Origin of the sequence: Brevibacterium sp. GP-SGM9 (genome assembly GCF_047300845.1) — a bacterium.
Taxonomy (GTDB): Bacteria; Actinomycetota; Actinomycetes; order Actinomycetales; family Brevibacteriaceae; genus Brevibacterium.
On record NZ_CP178563.1, the window covers coordinates 3,985,594 to 4,005,517 of the forward strand.

Sequence of the window (19,924 nt, forward strand, 5' to 3'; positions counted from 1 at the left end):
TTCGAAGGACACCTCATGACACGCCATTTCCTCAAGGACACCGACCTCACCCCGGCCGAACAGGCCCAGGTCCTCGACCTCGCCGCCGAACTCAAGGCCGCCCCCTACTCGCGAACCCCGTTGGCAGGACCCCAGACCGCGGCCGTCATCTTCGACAAGACCTCGACAAGGACCCGGGTGTCCTTCGCCGCCGGGATCGCCGCACTCGGCGGGCAGCCGCTCATCATCAACCCCGGTGAGGCGCAGCTCGGACACAAGGAATCCATCGCCGACACCGCCCGCGTGATGTCGCGGATGGTCTCGGCGATCATCTGGCGCACCTACGCCCAGGCCGGACTCGACGAGATGGCCGAGTACTCGTCGGTGCCCGTCGTCAACTCGCTGTCCGACGATTTCCACCCCTGCCAGATCCTGGCCGACCTGCAGACTATCCGCGAACATCGCGGGGACGTCAAAGGCCAGACCATGGCCTACTACGGTGACGGCGCGAACAACATGGCTAACTCCTACGCCCTCGGCGGAGTCAACGCGGGCATGCACGTGCGCATCGCCGCACCGGCCGACCATCAGCCGGCCGCCGCTATCGTCGATGAAGCCGAGGCCCTGGCGCAGGCCACCGGCGGATCCCTGACCGTCACCGACGATCCGGTGGCCGCTGCGAACGGCGCCGACGTCCTCGTCACCGACACCTGGGTGTCCATGGGCCAGGACGCCGCCGGCCGCGACGACGAAGCCTCCCCGTTCACGAAGTACCAGGTCAGCCAGGAACTCATGGAACTCGGCAACGACCCGATCTTCCTCCACTGCCTGCCCGCCTACCGCGGCAAAGAGGTCACAGCCGAGGTCATCGACGGCCCCGCCTCGGTGGTCTTCGATGAAGCCGAGAACCGCCTTCACGCGCAGAAGGCCCTGCTGACGTTCCTGTTGGAAAGCCGATGAGCGAGAACCCCGGGGCGAATTCCGCGCCGCTGACGAAGACGGCCCGCCAGCAGAAGATCATCGACCTCATCACCCGGGAGTCCGTGCACTCCCAGATCGAGTTGGCCGAGGCCCTGGCGACGCAGGGCATCACCGTCACCCAGGCGACGCTGTCCCGCGACCTCGCCGAGGTGGGGGCCGTGAAGATCCGATCCACCTCCGGATCCGTCTACGCCGTCCCCGGTGAGGGTGGGGACCGGTCCCTGCAGCAGTCGACGGGGGACAGCTTGGATGCGAAGCTGCCGCGGATCCTCGAGGAACTCCTCGTCTCCGCGGTCGCCCAGGACAATATGGTCGTGTTGCGCACCCCGCCGGGAGCGGCCCAATACCTCGCCTCGGCGATCGACCGCTCCTCGATGACCGGGATCTTCGGCACGTTGGCCGGGGACGACACGGTCCTCGTCATCGCCGATGCCACCGTCGGGGGAGCGACCGTGGCCGAGACCTTCCTCGGATACGCGGCGAGCGGCGACACCGACGCGTGAGCGACCGTCTCGGCGGGGACCGAGACCTGCGACAATGACAACGAACGATGAAGCATGGACCGGCGGCGCGGACGCGACGCGGCCAGGAAAGGACGATCTGTGAGCGAACGACTGAGCCTGTGGGGCGGACGGTTCTCCGACGGCCCGGCCGATGCCCTGGCCAAACTCAGCAAGTCCACGGACTTCGACTGGCGCCTGGCGCAGTATGACATCGCCGGATCCAAGGCGCACGCGAAGGTCCTCCACCGTTCCGGACTGCTTACCGATGACGAGCTGGTCGGCATGACCGATGCCCTGAACGAACTCTCCCGCCAGGTCGAGGCCGGAGAATGGGTAGCCGCCGAATCCGATGAGGACGTCCACTCCTCGCTCGAGCGCGGACTCATCGAGATCGCCGGACCCGAACTCGGCGGGAAGCTGCGTGCCGGACGGTCCCGGAACGATCAGATCGCGACCATGGGGCGGATGTACCTGCGCGATCATTCCCGGGAGATCGCCGGTCTCGTCCTCGACGCCGTCGAGGTCCTCATCGCCCAGGCCGAGGAACACCCCGAGGCACCGATGCCCGGACGCACCCACCTCCAGCACGCACAGCCGGTGCTGCTGTCCCACCATCTGCTCGCCCACGCCTGGCCGCTGCTGCGCGACGTTGCCCGCTTCGCCGACTTCGATTTGCGGGCCGGGGTCTCTGCCTACGGTTCGGGTGCTTTGGCCGGGTCATCGCTGGGACTTGACCCGCAGGCCGTGGCCGCGGATCTCGGGTTCAATGACTCGGTCGAGAATTCGATCGACGGGACGGCGAGCCGCGACGTCTTCGCCGAGTTCGTGTTCATCACGACGATGATCGGCATCAATCTCTCTCGCCTGTCCGAGGAGGTCATCGCTTGGGCGACGAAGGAGTTCTCGTTCGTCACCCTCCATGACTCGTACTCGACCGGGTCGTCGATCATGCCGCAGAAGAAGAACCCCGACATCGCCGAGCTCACCCGGGGCAAGTCCGGGCGTCTCATCGGTGACCTCACCGGGCTGCTCTCGACACTCAAGGCCCTGCCGTTGGCGTACAACCGGGACCTGCAGGAGGACAAGGAACCGGTCTTCGATGCCGCCGACACCCTCGAGTTGCTGCTGCCGGCGTTCACCGGGATGGTTGCGACCCTGAAGTTCGACACCGAACGCATGGCCTACCTGGCCCCGCGCGGATTCGCCCTCGCCACGGACATCGCCGAATGGCTCGTCCGCAACGGTGTGCCCTTCCGTGTCGCCCATGAACTCTCGGGAGCGTGCGTGCAGCTCGCCGAATCCCGCGATGTCGAGCTGTGGGACTTGACCGACGAGGACTTCGCCGGGATCTCTTCGCATCTGACACCGGACGTGCGCGAGGTGCTCACCACCCTCGGCTCGATCGATTCGCGGTCGTCCAAGGGTGGCACTGCCCGGTCTGCCGTGGAGGCGCAGCTGGCGAACGCGAAGGCCGAGGTGGCGCGACTGCGGGAGTTCGCCGGGTCTGCCCGGAGTGTGTGACTCAGTCACGTTTCAGCCATTGCGCCGGATCCGTATCGTCGACTGTGGCCCGGAGAACGTCGAGTGCGGTGTTGAGCTTCTTCGACATATGAGCTCCGGCCATAGTTACGGCGACGACCTCGTTGGAGAACACTGTGTCGGTCACGGGCAGATAGCGCACGGGCATGCCGTCGAATGTCCGCGTGTCCGGGTGCGGGACAGCGTTGGCCAGGGAAAAGCCGAGGCCTAGGCCGACCATCGAACGGATGGTCTCGGCATTCGGCAGAAGCCATCTGACGGATGGTTCGTGGCCGAGACTGCGGATCTGGCTGATCAGCAGGTCGGCGGTCGGCGGAGAGTCCAGGAGGATGAGCGGGTCGCCGATGAGTTCGCTGATCTCTACTCCTGTCCTGTCGGCCAACGGGTGATCGGCGGAGATGATCGCGTGCAGCTGGACGTCCGCGAGGACATGCTTGATCAGGCCTTCTAGCTGCACCTGTTTGCGGTACATCACGGCCACATCAATGTCGCCGCCTTGGATCATCTGCTGGATCGTCATCGGATGGGCCTCAACGAATTTGATATCGACTTCAGGCAGCTGATTGATGAACTTCGCGGCAGCGGTCGGCAGTATGCGAGGCGCTGCCGTGGGTATGCAGCCGATGCACAAGGGTCCGCGCACGATGGCGGATTCGTCGTTGAGTGATTCGACGGCCTCCGCCACATTCGACAAGATCGACTTGGCGTGAGTACCGAATTCCCTGCCCGCACTGGTCGGGCGGGCACGCCTGGCTGGTCCCCGCGCGACCAATGTGGTCTGTAGCTGTTTCTCCAATTGAGCGAGTGCGGCCGAGACTGTGGCCTGCGAAACGTTGCAGTCAGTGGCGGCCCCGCTGACTGAACCCCGCTCGATGATTGCGAGGAAGTATTCGAGCTGGCGCAAGGTGATGTCACTCATTGGTTAAACCTATATTCAATGCAGTATTAATTTGCTTTTCTTTTTGATCATCGCGGGGAAGACTGACGATTGTCAAGATTTCAGCAACGCGAAGGTACGCTCCATATGCTCCACACGAATGACTCTCCAATGAAGGTTGTCACCCTGGGCACTGCCGGTGGTCCCCGATGGTGGAAAGGCGATGCAAAGGATCGGGCGGGAATCTCGACGGCAGTCGTTGTCGAGGACCGGTTCTATCTCGTTGATGCCGGACATGGTGTCGGGCGGCGCATCCGTCAGGCTGGACTTGAACTTGGCGACCTCGGCGGAGTCTTCATAACGCACCTTCATTCCGACCACACCATCGATGTTCCATCGCTAATCGTCTTCGGTATGCACGAACTGCAGCACCGCGCGGATTCCCCAGTCCCCATCGTCGGACCCGGTGACCGTGGGGCGTTGCCTCCTGTGTCCGAACGTGCGGTAGTCGCACCCAAGCCGGTCGCCCCGCAGAACCCAACACCCGGGATCACGGGGATGTTCGACAACATCGTGTCCGCCTTTGCCACGGACATCAACGATCGTGTCCTGGATTCACTCCGGCCTTCACCGGAGGTGCTGTTCGACCCGCGCGACATCGAGATCCCGGTCGGCATCGGCTATCACCCGAACGGCGCACCCACGCCTGATATGGACCCCTTCGTCATCTTCGAAGACGATCTCATCACCGTGACAGCGATTCTCGTTGAGCACCCTCCCGTCGCGCCGGCCTTCGCCTTCCGCATCACCAGTGAGTACGGATCGGTGACCATCTCGGGCGACACCTGCGAGACGCCCAACCTCGTCCGACTCGCTCAAGATACGGATCTGCTGCTGCACGAGGCCATCGACTTCGATTGGGTTGGAGCCATGTACGAACATCGCACCGATGAGGAAGGACGAGCATCACGGGACCACCACTACAAATCACATACCTCGGTCGAAGGCGCCATACGCATCGCCACCGATTCCCGAGCAAGGACCTTGGCGCTGCATCATCTTGTGCCGGGATCCGCAGATGAGTCCGTATGGAGACGAGGTGAAGATCTGTTCGGCGGGACCTTTCTGGTGCCGGAAGATCTCGACACTTTGACCATCAATCGCGTAGCAGCCACAGCAAGGAGCTGAAGAAGATATGACAGACAACAAAGACGTTGTCGACAAGGACGGACTCCAAACCTCCCTGAAGACGCCCGAGATGCGACGAATACTCACCTCGAGCTTCGTCGGCTCTGCAATCGAGTTCTACGATTTCATCCTCTACGCAACCGCATCGTCCATTGTGTTCGCCAACCTGTTCTTCGCAGGCCTCGGGCCCGGATTGTCGCTGTTCGCTTCATTCAGCACCTTGGCCGCGGGCTATCTGGCGCGTCCTCTGGGCGGAATCATCTTCGGGCATTTCGGGGACCGCGTCGGACGTAAGAAGGCGCTCATCGTCTCTATGGTGATGATGGGCACCGTGACCGTTGTCATCGGACTCATGCCGCCGACCGCCACCATCGGAATCATCGCACCAGCCTCTCTCTTCACTTTGCGAATCATTCAGGGCATCGCCGTCGGAGGAGAGTGGGGAGGTGCGGCGCTCATGGCACTTGAGCATGCGCCGAAGTCGCGGCGCGGCTTGGCCGCAGCCTTCGCGAATGCGGGTGGCCCTGCGGGAGCCATCCTCGCCACCCTCGTCCTCTCGCTCACAGCCACACTGACGGGTGAGAACTTCGGGACTTGGGGCTGGCGAGTGCCATTCCTGCTCTCGGCGGTTCTCATCGTCGTCGGCCTCATCATTCGTCTCAAGGTCAGCGAAACTCCGGCGTTCAGGCAGCTTGAGCAGGAGAGTGAGGAGAAGAAGGTGCCACTGGTGACTGTCTTCAAGCGATACAAGCGTCAGGTCATCATCGCTCTGTTCGCCACGATGACGATCTATGTGTCCCAGGGGCTGACAACCGTGTGGGGTGTGTCAGTCGCTGTGGCCGCGGGAGAAGACAAATCTGAGGTTCTCAACTGGAAAGCTGTTGGGGCCCTGACTACGCTCCTCGTGACGTTTGTCGTTGCCCGCCTCAGCGATCGCATAGGTCGCAAGCGAACGTTGATCGGCGCCCACGTCGTGGCTGTCGTTCTTGCAGTACCGATCGTCCTTCTCATCGTCAGCGGAGAACTCCACCAATACGCCATTGCGATCATCCTGGGAAACGGAATTGTGCAGGGCCTTTGTTATGGACCGATCGCAGCCTACGTTTCGGAGCTCTTCCCTCCGGTCGTGAGATACACGGGTGCTTCGGTCGGATATCAACTCGCGGCCGCACTGGGCGCGGGCCTGTCGCCGATGATCGCCTCTGCGCTCATTCTCGTTCCCGGCGCTGGGCCATACCTTATTGGTGGAGTCTGGGCGCTCGTAGCCCTCGTCGGTGTTGTGTTCGTCGCGATTGGTCGGCCATATGTCGAAGAGCATCAGCACCCGTCGCATAAGCCTCAGCAGAGGCGCGCGGCGGCCCAGCCTCATGTGGCCGCGCACGAGTGAGACGTTGCTACAAGGTTGGCCGATCTCGAGCGGACAAGCCTCAAGCCAGACGTGGATATGAAGGGACCGGGTGACTCGGGTTGCCCGAGCAGTTTGATGCCTGAGCCGCGGCAAGGGATCTTATGGTGTTCGTCCGTGCGAAGTGAAAGCCGAATCGTGTCAATTGAGTCCGCCAGTGTGAACGTCAACTCAGTCGTCGCCGGGTTAGGCCCTTTCCAACAGCCGCACGATCTGAGCGTTGAGATAGCGCTGCTCAGGGATGTTGGCGCACAACCTGCTCGCGGTTCGGTAGGCCTCCAGCGCCTTTTCACGGTCGCCGAGTCTCTCGAGCATCGGGGCTCGGGCCGCGTGCAGCCGGTGGCTTCGGCTCATGCGCTGGTCGTCGAGGAGCGGCTCGAGCATGCGCAGAGCGATTTCCGGGCCGTCGACCTCGTTGAGAGCCACGGCGTAGTTCATCGTCACTGTCGGTGAGGGCGATACCCGCGAGAGCATGGAATAGAGTTCGGCGATCTGCGGCCAGTCGGTCTCCTCCCACGTGTCCGCCTCGGCGTGGACTGCCGCTATTGCAGCCTGCAGCTGATAAGCGCCGACCGGACCGACCGGCAGGGCCCGCTCAAGCAGTTTGACGCCCTGGGCGATCGCCGCGTGGTCCCACAGCCCGCGGTCCTGGTCCTTGAGCCGCACCAGGTTGCCACCGGACGAAGTCCTCGCAGGGCGGCGCGCATTGCTGAGCAGCAGGAGCGCGAGCAGGCCTGCAACCTCGCCTTCCGCCGGAAGCTCGTCATGGAGCAGACGCGCAAGGCGCACAGCTTCGCTTGAGATCGCGCTGTCGGACACGTCGTCGCCATGGGGAAGACTGTGCCCGGTCGTGAACATGAGGTAGAGCGCGTGCAGGATGGCGGGCAGCCTGTCGGCCATCGATAGTGGGGCGGGAAAGCGTCGGCGGTGTTCCTCGATCGTCGCCTTCGCCCGGCCGATCCTCTGCCCGGCGGTGGCGTCGGGGATGAGGAAGACAGCGGCGATCTGCTTCGTGCTCAGACCCAAAACCGCCCGCAGAGCCAAGGTCACCTGCGATTCGGTGGTGAGAGCCGGATGGCAGCACAGAGCGAGGATCTCCAAGGAGGCATCCTGGTTTTCGAACTCCGAGCCGGGAACGTCGGGCACACCGGATCGGGTGCTTTCCTCGTAGAAGCGATGTTCACGTTCACGCCGGGACCCGCCCTGCCGCCATGAGTCAATGAGGCGGCGTGACGCCACCCGCAGCAGCCAACCTCGCGGCCTGTCGGGGATTCCACCCACCGGCCATTGCTGAGAGGCATCGAGCAGCGCCTCCTGCACGGCATCTTCGCAGGAGGCGAAGTCACCGAATCGCCGCACCAAGGCAGCGAGGACGTGCGGCGTCTCTCGCCGCCACACGTCCTCGCTGGTGGGATCGGTCATGCGTTGCCGTCATCTCCGAACACCATGACCGGCCGCAGTTCCACTGTCTCTCCCGGGCCGGAGAATTGAGCGGCGATCGCCTCGGCCCGTTCCCGTGACTCGACATCAATCGAGAAGAACCCCGCGAGGTGCTCCTTCGTCTCCGCGTACGGGCCATCGCTTGAGGTCGGTTCGCCGGCGCTCCAGCGGTAGAGCTTGGAGGTTGCGGGGTCGCCGAGAGCTTCTCCGCCCAACAGCTCGCCGTTCTCTTGAAGCTCCCCGAGCAGCGACTCGAAGTCGGAGTCCATCTTGTCCTTCTGCTCCTTGGGCAGTTCTTGGACTTCGGCCACATAGTCGCCGGTGGGATGGCCCCAAGGTTGCGGGTTCGAGTGAATGAGAATGACGTACTTCATTGTTCTGCCTTTCGTCGAGGACCGCCTCTCGGCCCTTCCAGTGTGACATCGGAGCCGGGCAGCCGATTTCGACATCGCTCGGGAGTTTTTCACGAAGTATTTCCTATCGGCCCCGCGCAGAATCGCTCCTGCTGCCGACACCGCTGAGTGGCTCGCAACGATGTGCGCTTCCGCGTGGCCTATGAGCTCTCGGGTGCGTAGGTACAGCTACACGCGGAGCGTGTGAAGATTGCCCCTCAAAGCTGCGGGCTCAATTCAGCGGCGAGATCACAGCGATAGAGAGCTCTTCGAGCAACTGGTCCAATTCGACTCGACCGGCGCCTTCACCAATGGCGCCGGCCGCAGTCAGTTTCTGAGAAAGGGTCAAAGCATCACGACCGTGGGTCAGTCGATCGGCGAACAGAACCATGGCCTCGGCGTTGGGAAACCCGGTCATCTCTCCCTGGCGTGAGTTCCATACGATTCCGGCGAGGTTCTGTGCTGATGTGTGGATCGCTTTCGCCACTGTCCGCGTGCAAGGGTAATGCTCTTGTTGAGACGATGCGATTGCCGATCGGGCGATTCCCAGCGTCTTCAGCTGTGGGTCGCGCAGGTCCGCAACTCGAATGGCCTCGGTCGTGACAAGTTCGCAATGGAGCTGGCCGTAGAACTGGTCTTCTGACACCTCACGGACGTCCCAATCGCCGACATCGCGCAATACTGTTTCAAGGAGAGCTGCATGCGGTGTCTCCGCCAAATAGAAGGTAGGCACTCGAGAGTCTGAGGCGGCGGCGTCGAACGGGGAGAAGCGCGCATCACCATATCCGGGATTGGGTTCTGTATGCCCGAATCTCGAGCTGTATACCCGGTGCCAGGTGGTGCCCACCGTGACCGTGTGCGTCGGCAGCACTCCGGAGAGGGCGCTCTCGACTAAGAGTTCTTTGGCAACAGGGCACTTGGCGGGAGCGGGACAGTCGAGGTCTTCGGGGCCGATTCTCGCACTCATGCGCCAGCGGGGAAAGCCAAGTCGGCTGCACGACGCTCGACGGCGCGGCGCACTCGTTCCAGATCAGTGTGTACCGCCTCGGCGGGAATTTCGCCGCTGAGGAGTCCAGCGGGACTGGTGAGCCACGACCACAGAGACCAGGGTTCCATCCCGGCCGACAGGAGTGGTTTGACCAGATGCTCACTGATGAGCCGATCGAGCTGCCCATCGGGAGACAATTGAACTAGAGGGACAAGGGATCGGCCGGTGGCGTCGACGCTGAATATCAGATTGTCCCGGCGGAGGCGATTGACCCAGGATCGTGCGCCTCCCTCGCTGGTTCCGCGCATACCGGCGAGGTCCTTGTAGCTCGCAACGCCTTCATCCTGGATCAGGCGGACGCGTGCCTTGGCGGTTCGCTTGGCCTGCTTCTGAGTTGCCTCTGAAATCAGCGGGATATCGTCGATATATGCGTGGTCCACCGTGTCGCGCAACTGTGTGCGCGTTTCAATGCGGAGCTTGGTGTGCTTGGCGTAAGCGTTGATAGCTTCCTGCGCCTGTGCTTGAGTCAAGCCGTGCAACTCCAACTCTGGTGACGATGTCGGCTCGTGCGCTTGTGCGGTCATGGCAACCTCCTTGGCATTCCAATTGTAACGACTGCAACACCAGATAATCCAGTGTTGCACTTGTTGCGCGTAGTGGATCCCGGATATTTTCAGATGTTCCGGGTCATGGGCCTACCGCTTCCGCGCATCCCGTAGAATTGACCCCGTCGGTGCCGCACCGACGCACCACACAGATTCGAAAGGACCGAAGTGACCGACATCTTCAGTGAACTCAAGGCCCGCGGCCTCGTAGCGGTTTCGACCGACGAGGCTGCCCTGCAGAAAGCCCTGGCCGAGGAGTCGCTGACCTATTACGTCGGTTTCGATCCCACCGCGCCGAGCCTGCACATGGGCAACCTCGTCCAGCTGCTCACCGCCGCCCGCCTCCAGCAGGCCGGGCACAACCCGCTGGCCCTCGTCGGCGGAGCGACCGGTCTCATCGGTGACCCGCGGATGTCGGGGGAGCGGACGCTCAACCCTCGCGAGGTCGTCGAGGAATGGGTGAACAAGATCCGCACCCAGGTCGAGAAGTTCCTCGACTTCGACGGCCCCTACGCCGCGCAGATCGTCAACAACCTCGACTGGACTTCGCAGATGTCGGCCATCGACTTCCTCCGCGACGTCGGCAAGCACTTCCCGGTCAACCGGATGCTCGCCAAGGAGTCCGTGTCCGCCCGCCTGGGCAGCGAGGCCGGAATCTCCTTCACCGAGTTCTCCTACCAGGTGCTCCAGGGCAACGACTACCTCGAGCTGCATCGCCGCTACGGCTGCTCCCTGCAGACCGGAGGCTCCGACCAGTGGGGCAACCTCACCTCGGGCGTCGACCTCATCCGCCGCGTCGAACAGCACAGCGTTCACGCCCTGGCCACACCGCTGATCACGAAGGCCGATGGCACGAAGTTCGGCAAGACCGAGTCCGGCACGGTCTGGCTCGACTCGTCGATGACCAGTCCGTACGCCTTCAGTCAGTTCTGGCTCAACGCCGATGACCGCGACGTGGTCAAGTACCTCAAGGTCTTCTCGCTGCGCTCGCTCGAGGAGATCGACGCGATCGAGGCCGAGTTCACCGCGGCCCCGCACACCCGCATCGCCCAGAAAGCCCTCGCCGAGGATGTCACCACCCTCGTCCACGGACGCGACGCCTACGAGCAGGCCATCGCTGCGGCCTCCGCCCTGTTCGGCGGGGGAGAGCTGGCAGCGCTCGACGCCTCCACCCTGGGTGCGGCGACGTCTGAGCTGCCGCGTGGAGAGATCAGCGCCGCCCAGCTCTCCGACGGCCTGCTCGTGGCCGATGCCTTCGTGACCTCGGGCATCGTCAAGTCCAAGGGCGAGGCTCGCCGTGCAATCAAGGACGGCGGAGCGTACGTCAACAACGTCAAGGTCGGTGCTGAGGATCAGACCATCACCCCCGCCGAGGTGCTCCCCACCGAAGCCGGGGGAGTGATCCTCCTGCGCCGGGGCAAGAAGACCCTGGGAGCCGTCGACATCGTCGGCTGAGTCAGGCCCATTCACGGCGTCAGTCCTACAAGCGACACCCTTGTCATCGCGGATGACAAGGGTGTCGCTTGTATCTGGCGGATGGCCGTCGAGAAATATTCGGCTAACTTCATGGCGCGGGCGACCATGATGGCACAGACTGAATCCAAAGACCTGTCGAAACGAGGAGACTATGCGAACACTGCTCAACATCATCTGGTTCATCTTCAGCGGCCTGTGGCTCGCACTCGGCTACTACTTGGCCGGCATCATCTGCTGCATCCTCATCGTCACCATTCCGTGGGGCATCGCCTCCTTCCGGATCGGCAACTATGCACTCTGGCCCTTCGGCCGGGAGGTCATCGAGGCCAGACCTGCAGGAGTCGCCACGACCCTGGGCAACATCATTTGGGTGATCGTCGCCGGCATCTGGCTGGCCGTCGGACACGTGGTCACCTCGATCCCGCTCTTCGTCTCCATCATCGGGATCCCCTTGGGCTGGGCGAACATCAAACTGATCCCGGTCTCCCTCATGCCCCTGGGCAAGACGATCGTCGACAGCAACCAGCTGATGCCCGGCTACCGCGGGGCCTGACAAACGATCGGTCGGCACGATGGTGCTGGGTGAGACAATGGGATTGCGGTTCCTGGTCTGCGAGAATCTGGTCGTCGAATTCGGCTAGGGCGTTGATCGACGCACTTGGGATTGATCCGTCTGCCGGCCCAGGGCGATTCTTACAAGCCAAGCCCGGACAATGCCGAATCGAGCCGAGCAAGTGTCGAGGCGGAAAGCTTACGTGCAGGGAATCGAACAGTGTCGTGGTAGATGAGACCTCTCCTCACGAGGACCTGCTTGTGAATCGCCCACGCTTCGCCTGGTGTGACTCCGATATCAAGGAGGGGTTGAATCCGGCGGACCTCTTCGTCCACATTGACGGTGGTATCAGCGCCGAGCAACGCCGATACGATTGGTCTGAATAGGTCAGTGATTTCACAGGCTGGCATGGTTCCGCAGGCACCGTTTCGGAATTCTGAGATGAGCTCTCTTGCGTTGAGCCCACCGAGCACAGGGAAGTCCTGAGCGACTTTGGAGACGACAGCCTTGACCTTCTCCGCCGTCGGCGGGGCCTCAACCTTGACCGCGAATATCCCCGAGCATTCAGACATCTCTGCGATTCGATCGGTTGGAATCGTCACCGAAGATGGTCCCGGCGCGTCCTGCACCATGATCGGGGTCTCAGTGTTCTGCGCGACGTCGACAAAGAACTCGACAAGCTGATCCTCGGCGGGCTTTGCGAGATATGGGGGGAGCACCATGAGCGCGTCCGCTCCCCATTCGCGTGCTTGGAGCCCAGCTTCGATGGCGGTTGTCGTGCTTGTCGCGTTGATGCCAGCGATGATAGTGAAGCCATCGCCGACCTCCTTGCGAGCGGTGCGGAGAATGCTCTCGCGCTCTTGGGTCGTCAGTGCGAAGCCCTCGCTGGCCATTCCGAAAACGGCGAACCCATCAGCTCCCGATGTGACTTGGAAGTCGATAAGGCGACGAAGCGAATCGAGATCCACCTCTTCGTTGGGAGAGAAGGGGGTGGCGAGAATTGGAAGCAGACCGTGAAGCTTCATGTTTATGCCTCCTCAGCAAGATGGCGAACTGTGTCAATATCGATGTCGATTCCCAGGCCGGGGCCTGTCGGCACTTGAAAGCCGGCGGGTCCGATTGCCATGGGTGTGCGTAAGAGAGACTGCGCGACGCCTACGGTGTCTGGCTGGTACTCAAAGAACGGGCTGTGAGGCAGTGCGGCGCTGACATGGATTCCGGCAGCCAACGCGACTCCGAGTCCAACCGAATGATGGCACGCTGTCGGAATATGGTGAGCGCTTAAAACGGTCGCGATGTCGATGGCTTCTGTGATTCCGGTTCGTGCAACGTCTGGCTGTGCGAGGCCCAGCGAACGTCGCACTGCCCATTCGGAGAACTCGTATCGATTGCGCATGGCTTCGCCGACTGCGATCGGGGTTCTTACTCGACGCCCCAATTCGGCGTGGCCGTCTATATCTTCCGGCACGAGTGGCGCCTCCAGAAAGAGCGCGCCGCGGGCATCTAGTTCTGCACCTAGCCGAAGGGCATCTGGGAGCGAATAGGCCCAGTGCGCATCGATTGCCAATCCGACCGTTGGAGCGGCCTCGGCTACAGCGTCGAAGGTGGCAAGGTCCCCATCCACGCCTTTACCCAGAGCAAGCTTGATTCGTGTGGCACCGCGATCGACCCACTGCTCTGCCAGCTGCGCCCGCTCGTGATCGGTGGGAACCGGTAGCCCTGAGATATAGGCAGGGACGGTGTCGCGGTGCCGGCCCCCGAGCAAATCGCTGACTGAACGTCCGAGCGCCTGGCCCGCAATATCCCACAGAGCAGTATCGAGCGCAGCCAGTGCATCCGCTTGATGCCCGACGAGGTGTCCACGTTCACGCATCAGACCACGCAACTTCTCCCATAGCGGTCTCACGGCAGTGGGATCTTGGCCGATGAGCTGCGGCGCGAGAAGCCTGTCGATGATGGCGGCTGGCACCTCTGGCGCTACAGGGGCTAATGCCTCGCCCCAACCAACAATGCCATCGTCGGTGTGAACCGAGACCAGCGTGGTTTCAAATCTGCCGGAATAAAGGCTGCGCCAAGGCGGTCTCACCGTGTACTCCGCCGAGCCACGCGGATCCCATCCGTCATCGTGGACGCCGAGATAAGCCCGCGGTGAAGGAAGCTTGAGGACGTAGGTCTCGATGTGCTCAATACGCATTATCGATGCTTTCTGTGGAAGTCATGCTTCAATACTGCAGTGAACTTGCATAATATGCAAACAGGTTCCACAATTGCTTTATGAATGCCGAACGATCAACCAACCAGAGCGTCGATAGAGCCCTCTCGGCCCTCACCTTGTTCACCAGCAATAGCCCGTCACTGCGAGTCTCAGACGTCGCCTCAGGCCTTGGCCTCGGAGTGTCGACCGCCTCGCGTTTGCTGGCTACCCTCGAGGAATCGGGGTTCCTACGTAAGGATTCCAAATCTCAGCGTTACGAACTTGGTCAGCAGATCATCTCGTTGGGCGGGGTGGCGTTGAACAATGAGCCGATCTATCGCAATTCGCGAGCGGTGACTCAGCGGCTGGCGTGGGAACTCGGCTTGGGCGCGAACGTTGCCGTGCGTCAGGGAACCGTTCTTCGCTATTTGCAGAATGTCGAAGGGCCAATGGCCCCGAAGTCATACACCCTCCTCGGTCAGACAAATCCTTTGCACGCGACAGGTATGGGCAAGGCGCTGATGCTTGATCTCTCCGCCAGCGAGCGCGAGGCACTTCTTGGATCTGATGATCTACCTGCCTACACGACCAGTACGATCGTCAGCCACTCCGATCTCGAGGTCGAGCTTCAGCGGTCTTCTGAGCGGGGCTACTGTACCGAGATCAATGAACTTGCGCTCGGCAGGGCGTGCATTGCAGCGCCGATTCGGGACTTCACTGGACAAGTCGTGGCAGCCATCTCCCTTTCGGGAGCCTTGTCGGCAATCAACCTTACTGAGAGGGAGACTGAACTGGCGCGAATCATCATTGAAGCTGCAGACACGATCAGCGTTGCCTCGGGTTATCTCAGTCCGCAGCCGCAACATCGCTGAACACCGTAAGTCCCCCCATCACAATGGAGTGAAATGAGAATGCAGAACACCGTTACATCAAATAGATCCGAGCAGACACCGGCCCGCCGCGTGGTTATGGCAGCCACGGTTGGAAACTTTGTCGAGTGGTTCGATATCGGCGTATACGGCACGATGTCGGCGAGTCTGTCGAAACACCTCTTCGATTCAACAGACCCAGTGTCTGCACTGCTATCGACCTTCGCGGTCTTTGCCGTCGGCTTTGTCATTCGGCCCGTCGGTGGTCTTGTTTTCGGTCCCATGGCGGATCGGATCGGACGCAACCGTGTACTGGTCATCACGGTAGCTTTGACCTCGCTGTCTACAGCTGCGATCGGAATACTCCCTAGTTACGAGACGATTGGTGTTCTTGCACCACTTCTCTTGGTTCTCATTCGTCTGCTGCAGGGTTTCGGTGCTGGAGGTGAGACCTCGAGCGCTGTCGGACTACTTTACGAATACGCGCCACGCGAGAAGCGGGGGTTCTACACGAGTCTCAGTGCGGCTACAGGGTTTCTCGCATTCGTTGCTTCTGCAGGACTTGCGCTCGGGCTGACTTTGGGCCTCGGTGATGAAGCTGTCAGTGAATGGGCTTGGCGAGTTCCATTCTTAGTGGCGCTTCCGCTCGGTTTGATTGCGCTCTACTTACGATCACAGTTGGACGACAGTCCGGTATTCCGGCAGATGCAGTCAAATGAGGAACTCTCGGTGTCCCCGCTCCGCGAGACCTTCCAGAAGGCTCGCGTCGCGATGCTGGTCTTGGCGGGGCTTGTGGTGCTCAAGGGGGTGGCCCATTGGACCCTCCAGACTTTCATGGTCAGTTATATGGAAGACACGTTGGGGTTCACTATGACGGAGTCTTTCCTTGCTTCCACGATCGCCATGGCTGTCGTGATGGTGCTTATTCCGATCTCTGGCATCATTTCCGACAAGATCGGTCGAAAGCCAGTGCTCGGGGCTGGAGCAGTCGGACTCTTCGTTTTGGCTTGGCCGGCAATCACGCTGATGACACTGGAGAATGCGCCATTGGCGATCGCAGCGATGGTGCTTCTCGCTTTGCCGGTGGCCGCCTATGATGGTGCGATCAACGCAATCATGGCGGAGATGTTCCCCGCTCGAATCCGCACTGGAGCGATGGCGATTCCATACAACGTTGCCGTCAGCCTCCTCGGGGGAACGGCGCCGTATATTGCCGCTTGGCTGACAGTGACCACCGGTTACAAGCAAGCCCCGAGCTTCTATCTCATGCTGGCCGCGGCCGTCACCTTCGTTACACTCATCCGCTTCGTCAGGGAGACTGCGGGCCCGAAAGCAACTGTCCCACCCGAGAACTAGTGGTGGGCGAAGCGGCGCCGTTCTTCAGCTCTGGTCGGTTACTGGTTTGCATTGCGCCAATGGCATGTTCGCCCCTGGCCGCATAGCGAGTCCGAGCCTGACGCTCAACAACCAGCTGACGCCCGGCTACCGCGGGGCCCGAGGCGCAGTCGCGGCAGAGAGATGATGATGCTGGGCTCTACGCGATCTGCTCTTGGAGCTCTTCGAGTGAGATCTCTCCTCGCCTCACTGCAGAAAGCACGCGGTGCGTACGAATCACCCGGGGCAAGGTGATGACGATGAGGCCGCCGAGGATGTTGAAGACGATGACGATCCAGAACCACTGCAGAAATTCTGGAATCGAAATGTCGGCACCCGCCAGCATGGCAGCGAAGATGACGATCGCGTTGATCGCACCGTGAAGCATCCCGGCCCCGATGACCAGCAGGCCGGTGCTCATGCACACGATAGCCTTGACGACGTCGTTCGTGGTTCCCTGCTGCATCCGGGTCGCCAGGGTGATGGTGGCCCCGGCTAGCAGCGCAAGGGCGATCATGACGATCGGTGAGGACTGGTCGGTGTAGCCGATCGCCATATCGGCCAGAGTCGAATGGTAGTCGGGAAGGCCGAGCACGATCAGCCAGCCGAAGGCCAGACCGCCCAAAAGGTTGGTGACCAAGGTGACCACCCACAGACGGACCACCTGCAGCCAGCTGGCCTGCCCGGCGATGACAGCGTTGATCGGCAGGAGGAACTCTTCGGTGAAGAGCTCCGAATGCGCGAGCTTGAGCGCGAGAAGTCCGATGCCGAATGCCATGCCGGCGAGGATGTCGGAATCCGTGGCCTGTTTGACGAGGATCATCGCAAGAATGCCCAACCCGATGTCAACGCCACCGAAGAAGCCGGTGATGATGAGTTCCGGCCACTTGCGGTTGAGCCGTTTGGCTCCCTCGGTCACGGTGGTGGCGGCCTCATCGACGAGGGCATCTTCCATATCGAAGTCGTTGCCGCCGAGTCGTCTGCGTTGCTGTCTCTGAGTCATCGGCCCAGTCTAGGAGTCGTCCATGACCACTGCGTACAGATCCGACAGTGTGCTGGTGACCGTTGTCACAGGCGTGAGTCCGGTTTCGAGTTGCACGCACATCCCGAACTGGTCTAGAGTTATATCTCGTTGCCCCGGCGATAACGGATCGAAACGAAACGTTCTCCACAGGGTGTGACCAGGACAAACACTCAGATGTTTGGCAGGTCTTCCAGCAGGGCAACAAGAAGCTGATACCCCCAGTGAACGTGCCGCTCTTTTGTGTGGTTCGGTGATGGGTGTGTGTTTGTGGTTTGAGAATCCAATAGCGTGTTTGTTTGAACAATTAGTGATGCCAGATAATTATTTTCTGGTAAGACAACCACATGATCAAACATTTGGTGCCGACCCTTCGCCGGGTGGGTGCCGTTGTGGTGTTTGGTTGTGTTTTTTTTGGGTCAACCTTCTCACCCCGTGAGGGGTTGGCTGTCTTGCTGGGATTCTTACGTAACATAAAGTTTTTTATGGAGAGTTTGATCCTGGCTCAGGACGAACGCTGGCTGCGTGCTTAACACATGCAAGTCGAACGCTGAAGCCTACAGCTTGCTGTGGGTGGATGAGTGGCGAACGGGTGAGTAACACGTGAGTAACCTGCCCCCGATTTCGGGATAAGCCCGGGAAACTGGGTCTAATACCGGATATGACCAGAGGACGCATGTTCTCTGGTGGAAAGTTTTTCGATCGGGGATGGGCTCGCGGCCTATCAGCTTGTTGGTGGGGTAATGGCCTACCAAGGCGACGACGGGTAGCCGGCCTGAGAGGGCGACCGGCCACACTGGGACTGAGACACGGCCCAGACTCCTACGGGAGGCAGCAGTGGGGAATATTGCACAATGGGGGAAACCCTGATGCAGCGACGCAGCGTGCGGGATGACGGCCTTCGGGTTGTAAACCGCTTTCAGCAGGGAAGAAGCGAAAGTGACGGTACCTGCAGAAGAAGTACCGGCTAACTACGTGCCAGCAGCCGCGGTAATACGTAGGGTACGAGCGTTGTCCGGAATTATTGGGCGTAAAGAGCTCGTAGGTGGTTGGTCACGTCTGCTGTGGAAACGCAACGCTTAACGTTGCGCGGGCAGTGGGTACGGGCTGACTAGAGTGCAGTAGGGGAGTCTGGAATTCCTGGTGTAGCGGTGAAATGCGCAGATATCAGGAGGAACACCGGTGGCGAAGGCGGGACTCTGGGCTGTAACTGACACTGAGGAGCGAAAGCATGGGGAGCGAACAGGATTAGATACCCTGGTAGTCCATGCCGTAAACGTTGGGCACTAGGTGTGGGGGACATTCCACGTTCTCCGCGCCGTAGCTAACGCATTAAGTGCCCCGCCTGGGGAGTACGGTCGCAAGGCTAAAACTCAAAGGAATTGACGGGGGCCCGCACAAGCGGCGGAGCATGCGGATTAATTCGATGCAACGCGAAGAACCTTACCAAGGCTTGACATACACCGGACCGGGCTGGAAACAGTCTTTCCCTTTTTGGGCTGGTGTACAGGTGGTGCATGGTTGTCGTCAGCTCGTGTCGTGAGATGTTGGGTTAAGTCCCGCAACGAGCGCAACCCTCGTTCTATGTTGCCAGCACGTGATGGTGGGAACTCATAGGAGACTGCCGGGGTCAACTCGGAGGAAGGTGGGGATGACGTCAAATCATCATGCCCTTTATGTCTTGGGCTTCACGCATGCTACAATGGCTGGTACAGAGAGAGGCGAACCCGTGAGGGTAAGCGAATCCCTTAAAGCCAGTCTCAGTTCGGATCGTAGTCTGCAATTCGACTACGTGAAGTCGGAGTCGCTAGTAATCGCAGATCAGCAACGCTGCGGTGAATACGTTCCCGGGCCTTGTACACACCGCCCGTCAAGTCACGAAAGTCGGTAACACCCGAAGCCGGTGGCCCAACCCTTGTGGAGGGGGCCGTCTAAGGTGGGACTGGTGATTGGGACTAAGTCGTAACAAGGTAGCCGTACCGGAAGGTGCGGCTGGATCACCTCCTTTCTAAGGAGCACACATTAAGATCCTCATGCCACGACCCGTACGTGGTCGTCATGAGAGCTCAAGGGTGGAACATCATCTAATTGGCTCGTCCACACAGCGTCGCCTGGGGTTTGTGCCTCGGGTGGCGGTGAGCGTGGGCGAATATGAACTGACACGTTATTGGGTCCTGGAATCACAAGCTCCCGCACACTGTGTGTGTGGGTGTGGTTTCAACCAACAGGACCAACCCGAACCAGCAGTTGCCACGTGTTGTGGCAGGTGTTGGGGTGGTGTTTGGTAGTGGTTTGAGAATCGTATAGTGGACGCGAGCATCAACAGGCCCGCAGCAGTCCCTCTTTGGGGGAGTGTGTGGGGTTGTTTATGTAATGTGATTTTCTTGTGATCATCTTAGAGTGATTGAAAAATATTTTCGCGCATACACGAAACCAGCCCTTGTGGGGTGGGATGAGTGTATAAGAGCGCATGGTGGATGCCTTGGCATCAGGAGCCGATGAAGGACGTGGAAATCTGCGATAAGCCTCGGGGAGCCGAT

17 protein-coding genes, 1 rRNA gene and 1 pseudogene are annotated in these 19,924 nt (G+C 60.9%); 10 read left to right on the forward strand and 9 right to left on the reverse strand.

The window, feature by feature from the left end; all coding sequences use genetic code 11:
• The first annotated feature begins 15 nt into the window (after nucleotides 1-15).
• From argF to argH, 3 genes are all read left to right on the forward strand, one after another.
• A complete protein-coding gene (gene argF / locus ACH82I_RS17835; protein ID WP_413334562.1) occupies nucleotides 16-939 on the forward strand; it encodes an ornithine carbamoyltransferase in 924 nt (307 codons plus the stop codon).
• Nucleotides 936-1,463, forward strand: a complete 528-nt coding sequence (locus tag ACH82I_RS17840) for an arginine repressor (RefSeq protein ID WP_413334564.1) — start codon at nucleotides 936-938, stop codon at nucleotides 1,461-1,463. The genes argF and ACH82I_RS17840 overlap by 4 nt, the downstream gene beginning before the upstream one ends.
• 99 nt (nucleotides 1,464-1,562) lie before the next feature.
• Entirely contained in the window at nucleotides 1,563-2,984 is a 1,422-nt protein-coding gene (gene argH / locus ACH82I_RS17845) for an argininosuccinate lyase (RefSeq protein WP_413334566.1), read from the forward strand.
• Nucleotide 2,985: 1 nt separating this feature from the next.
• On the opposite strand, the gene ACH82I_RS17850 is transcribed toward argH, so the two are convergent.
• A complete protein-coding gene (locus tag ACH82I_RS17850) occupies nucleotides 2,986-3,687 on the reverse strand; it encodes a LysR substrate-binding domain-containing protein (protein WP_413336783.1) in 702 nt (233 codons plus the stop codon).
• Nucleotides 3,688-3,735: 48 nt separating this feature from the next.
• Nucleotides 3,736-3,921, reverse strand: a pseudogene (locus tag ACH82I_RS17855) (LysR family transcriptional regulator); the annotation flags it as partial.
• 129 nt (nucleotides 3,922-4,050) lie between these two features.
• On the opposite strand from ACH82I_RS17855, the gene ACH82I_RS17860 reads away from it, so the two are divergent.
• Nucleotides 4,051-5,067, forward strand: coding sequence for an MBL fold metallo-hydrolase (locus tag ACH82I_RS17860; RefSeq protein ID WP_413334568.1), 1,017 nt, complete (start codon nucleotides 4,051-4,053; stop codon nucleotides 5,065-5,067).
• Between the two features lie 7 nt (nucleotides 5,068-5,074).
• A complete protein-coding gene (locus ACH82I_RS17865) occupies nucleotides 5,075-6,454 on the forward strand; it encodes an MFS transporter (protein ID WP_413334570.1) in 1,380 nt (459 codons plus the stop codon).
• A gap of 204 nt (nucleotides 6,455-6,658) precedes the next feature.
• On the opposite strand, the gene ACH82I_RS17870 is transcribed toward ACH82I_RS17865, so the two are convergent.
• The 4 genes from ACH82I_RS17870 to ACH82I_RS17885 all read right to left on the reverse strand — a co-directional run bounded on the left by ACH82I_RS17870 (nucleotide 6,659) and on the right by ACH82I_RS17885 (nucleotide 9,876).
• Nucleotides 6,659-7,894 (reverse strand): RNA polymerase sigma factor, encoded by a 1,236-nt coding sequence (locus ACH82I_RS17870; RefSeq protein ID WP_413334572.1) that lies wholly within the window; start codon nucleotides 7,892-7,894, stop codon nucleotides 6,659-6,661.
• Complete coding sequence (locus tag ACH82I_RS17875; protein WP_413334574.1) at nucleotides 7,891-8,286, reverse strand: YciI family protein; 396 nt, start codon at nucleotides 8,284-8,286, stop codon at nucleotides 7,891-7,893. Before ACH82I_RS17875 ends, ACH82I_RS17870 begins: the two co-directional genes overlap by 4 nt.
• 250 nt (nucleotides 8,287-8,536) lie before the next feature.
• Nucleotides 8,537-9,271 carry an RES family NAD+ phosphorylase gene (locus ACH82I_RS17880; RefSeq protein WP_413334577.1) on the reverse strand — a complete coding sequence of 245 codons (735 nt, stop codon included), beginning with the start codon at nucleotides 9,269-9,271 and terminating at the stop codon, nucleotides 8,537-8,539.
• On the reverse strand, nucleotides 9,268-9,876 hold the full coding sequence (locus ACH82I_RS17885; RefSeq protein ID WP_413334579.1) for a hypothetical protein: 609 nt from the start codon (nucleotides 9,874-9,876) through the stop codon (nucleotides 9,268-9,270). Before ACH82I_RS17885 ends, ACH82I_RS17880 begins: the two co-directional genes overlap by 4 nt.
• Nucleotides 9,877-10,065: 189 nt before the next feature.
• Between ACH82I_RS17885 and tyrS the strand changes: the two genes are divergently transcribed.
• A complete protein-coding gene (tyrS, locus tag ACH82I_RS17890; protein ID WP_413334581.1) occupies nucleotides 10,066-11,352 on the forward strand; it encodes a tyrosine--tRNA ligase in 1,287 nt (428 codons plus the stop codon).
• Nucleotides 11,353-11,524: 172 nt separating this feature from the next.
• Nucleotides 11,525-11,926, forward strand: coding sequence for a YccF domain-containing protein (locus ACH82I_RS17895; protein ID WP_413334583.1), 402 nt, complete (start codon nucleotides 11,525-11,527; stop codon nucleotides 11,924-11,926).
• A 140-nt stretch (nucleotides 11,927-12,066) separates the two neighbouring features.
• Here the strand turns inward: ACH82I_RS17895 and ACH82I_RS17900 are convergent, their stop codons facing one another.
• Both ACH82I_RS17900 and ACH82I_RS17905 read right to left on the reverse strand, forming a co-directional pair.
• Nucleotides 12,067-12,951, reverse strand: coding sequence for a dihydrodipicolinate synthase family protein (locus ACH82I_RS17900; protein ID WP_413334585.1), 885 nt, complete (start codon nucleotides 12,949-12,951; stop codon nucleotides 12,067-12,069).
• A 2-nt stretch (nucleotides 12,952-12,953) separates the two neighbouring features.
• Entirely contained in the window at nucleotides 12,954-14,120 is a 1,167-nt protein-coding gene (locus ACH82I_RS17905; protein ID WP_413334587.1) for a mandelate racemase/muconate lactonizing enzyme family protein, read from the reverse strand.
• Between the two features lie 80 nt (nucleotides 14,121-14,200).
• Between ACH82I_RS17905 and ACH82I_RS17910 the strand changes: the two genes are divergently transcribed.
• Nucleotides 14,201-14,992 carry an IclR family transcriptional regulator gene (locus ACH82I_RS17910; protein WP_413334589.1) on the forward strand — a complete coding sequence of 264 codons (792 nt, stop codon included), beginning with the start codon at nucleotides 14,201-14,203 and terminating at the stop codon, nucleotides 14,990-14,992.
• 33 nt (nucleotides 14,993-15,025) lie between these two features.
• Nucleotides 15,026-16,345 carry an MFS transporter gene (locus ACH82I_RS17915; protein ID WP_413334591.1) on the forward strand — a complete coding sequence of 440 codons (1,320 nt, stop codon included), beginning with the start codon at nucleotides 15,026-15,028 and terminating at the stop codon, nucleotides 16,343-16,345.
• A gap of 178 nt (nucleotides 16,346-16,523) precedes the next feature.
• Here the strand turns inward: ACH82I_RS17915 and ACH82I_RS17920 are convergent, their stop codons facing one another.
• Nucleotides 16,524-17,366 carry a formate/nitrite transporter family protein gene (locus ACH82I_RS17920; protein ID WP_413334593.1) on the reverse strand — a complete coding sequence of 281 codons (843 nt, stop codon included), beginning with the start codon at nucleotides 17,364-17,366 and terminating at the stop codon, nucleotides 16,524-16,526.
• 500 nt (nucleotides 17,367-17,866) lie between these two features.
• Here ACH82I_RS17920 and ACH82I_RS17925 point away from each other — a divergent pair.
• Nucleotides 17,867-19,392: ribosomal RNA gene (locus ACH82I_RS17925) — 16S ribosomal RNA — on the forward strand.
• Nucleotides 19,393-19,924 lie beyond the last annotated feature (532 nt).

Coding starts and splice junctions, on each gene's coding strand:
- ACH82I_RS17920 (WP_413334593.1), bottom strand. CDS start 17,366: ATGACTCAGAGACAGCAACGCAGACGACTCGGCGGCAACGACTTCGAT.
- ACH82I_RS17915 (WP_413334591.1), top strand. CDS start 15,026: ATGAGAATGCAGAACACCGTTACATCAAATAGATCCGAGCAGACACCG.
- ACH82I_RS17865 (WP_413334570.1), top strand. CDS start 5,075: ATGACAGACAACAAAGACGTTGTCGACAAGGACGGACTCCAAACCTCC.
- ACH82I_RS17875 (WP_413334574.1), bottom strand. CDS start 8,286: ATGAAGTACGTCATTCTCATTCACTCGAACCCGCAACCTTGGGGCCAT.
- ACH82I_RS17900 (WP_413334585.1), bottom strand. CDS start 12,951: ATGAAGCTTCACGGTCTGCTTCCAATTCTCGCCACCCCCTTCTCTCCC.
- ACH82I_RS17895 (WP_413334583.1), top strand. CDS start 11,525: ATGCGAACACTGCTCAACATCATCTGGTTCATCTTCAGCGGCCTGTGG.
- ACH82I_RS17910 (WP_413334589.1), top strand. CDS start 14,201: ATGAATGCCGAACGATCAACCAACCAGAGCGTCGATAGAGCCCTCTCG.
- ACH82I_RS17860 (WP_413334568.1), top strand. CDS start 4,051: ATGAAGGTTGTCACCCTGGGCACTGCCGGTGGTCCCCGATGGTGGAAA.
- ACH82I_RS17880 (WP_413334577.1), bottom strand. CDS start 9,271: ATGAGTGCGAGAATCGGCCCCGAAGACCTCGACTGTCCCGCTCCCGCC.
- ACH82I_RS17905 (WP_413334587.1), bottom strand. CDS start 14,120: ATGCGTATTGAGCACATCGAGACCTACGTCCTCAAGCTTCCTTCACCG.
- ACH82I_RS17870 (WP_413334572.1), bottom strand. CDS start 7,894: ATGACCGATCCCACCAGCGAGGACGTGTGGCGGCGAGAGACGCCGCAC.
- ACH82I_RS17885 (WP_413334579.1), bottom strand. CDS start 9,876: ATGACCGCACAAGCGCACGAGCCGACATCGTCACCAGAGTTGGAGTTG.
- ACH82I_RS17840 (WP_413334564.1), top strand. CDS start 936: ATGAGCGAGAACCCCGGGGCGAATTCCGCGCCGCTGACGAAGACGGCC.
- argF (WP_413334562.1), top strand. CDS start 16: ATGACACGCCATTTCCTCAAGGACACCGACCTCACCCCGGCCGAACAG.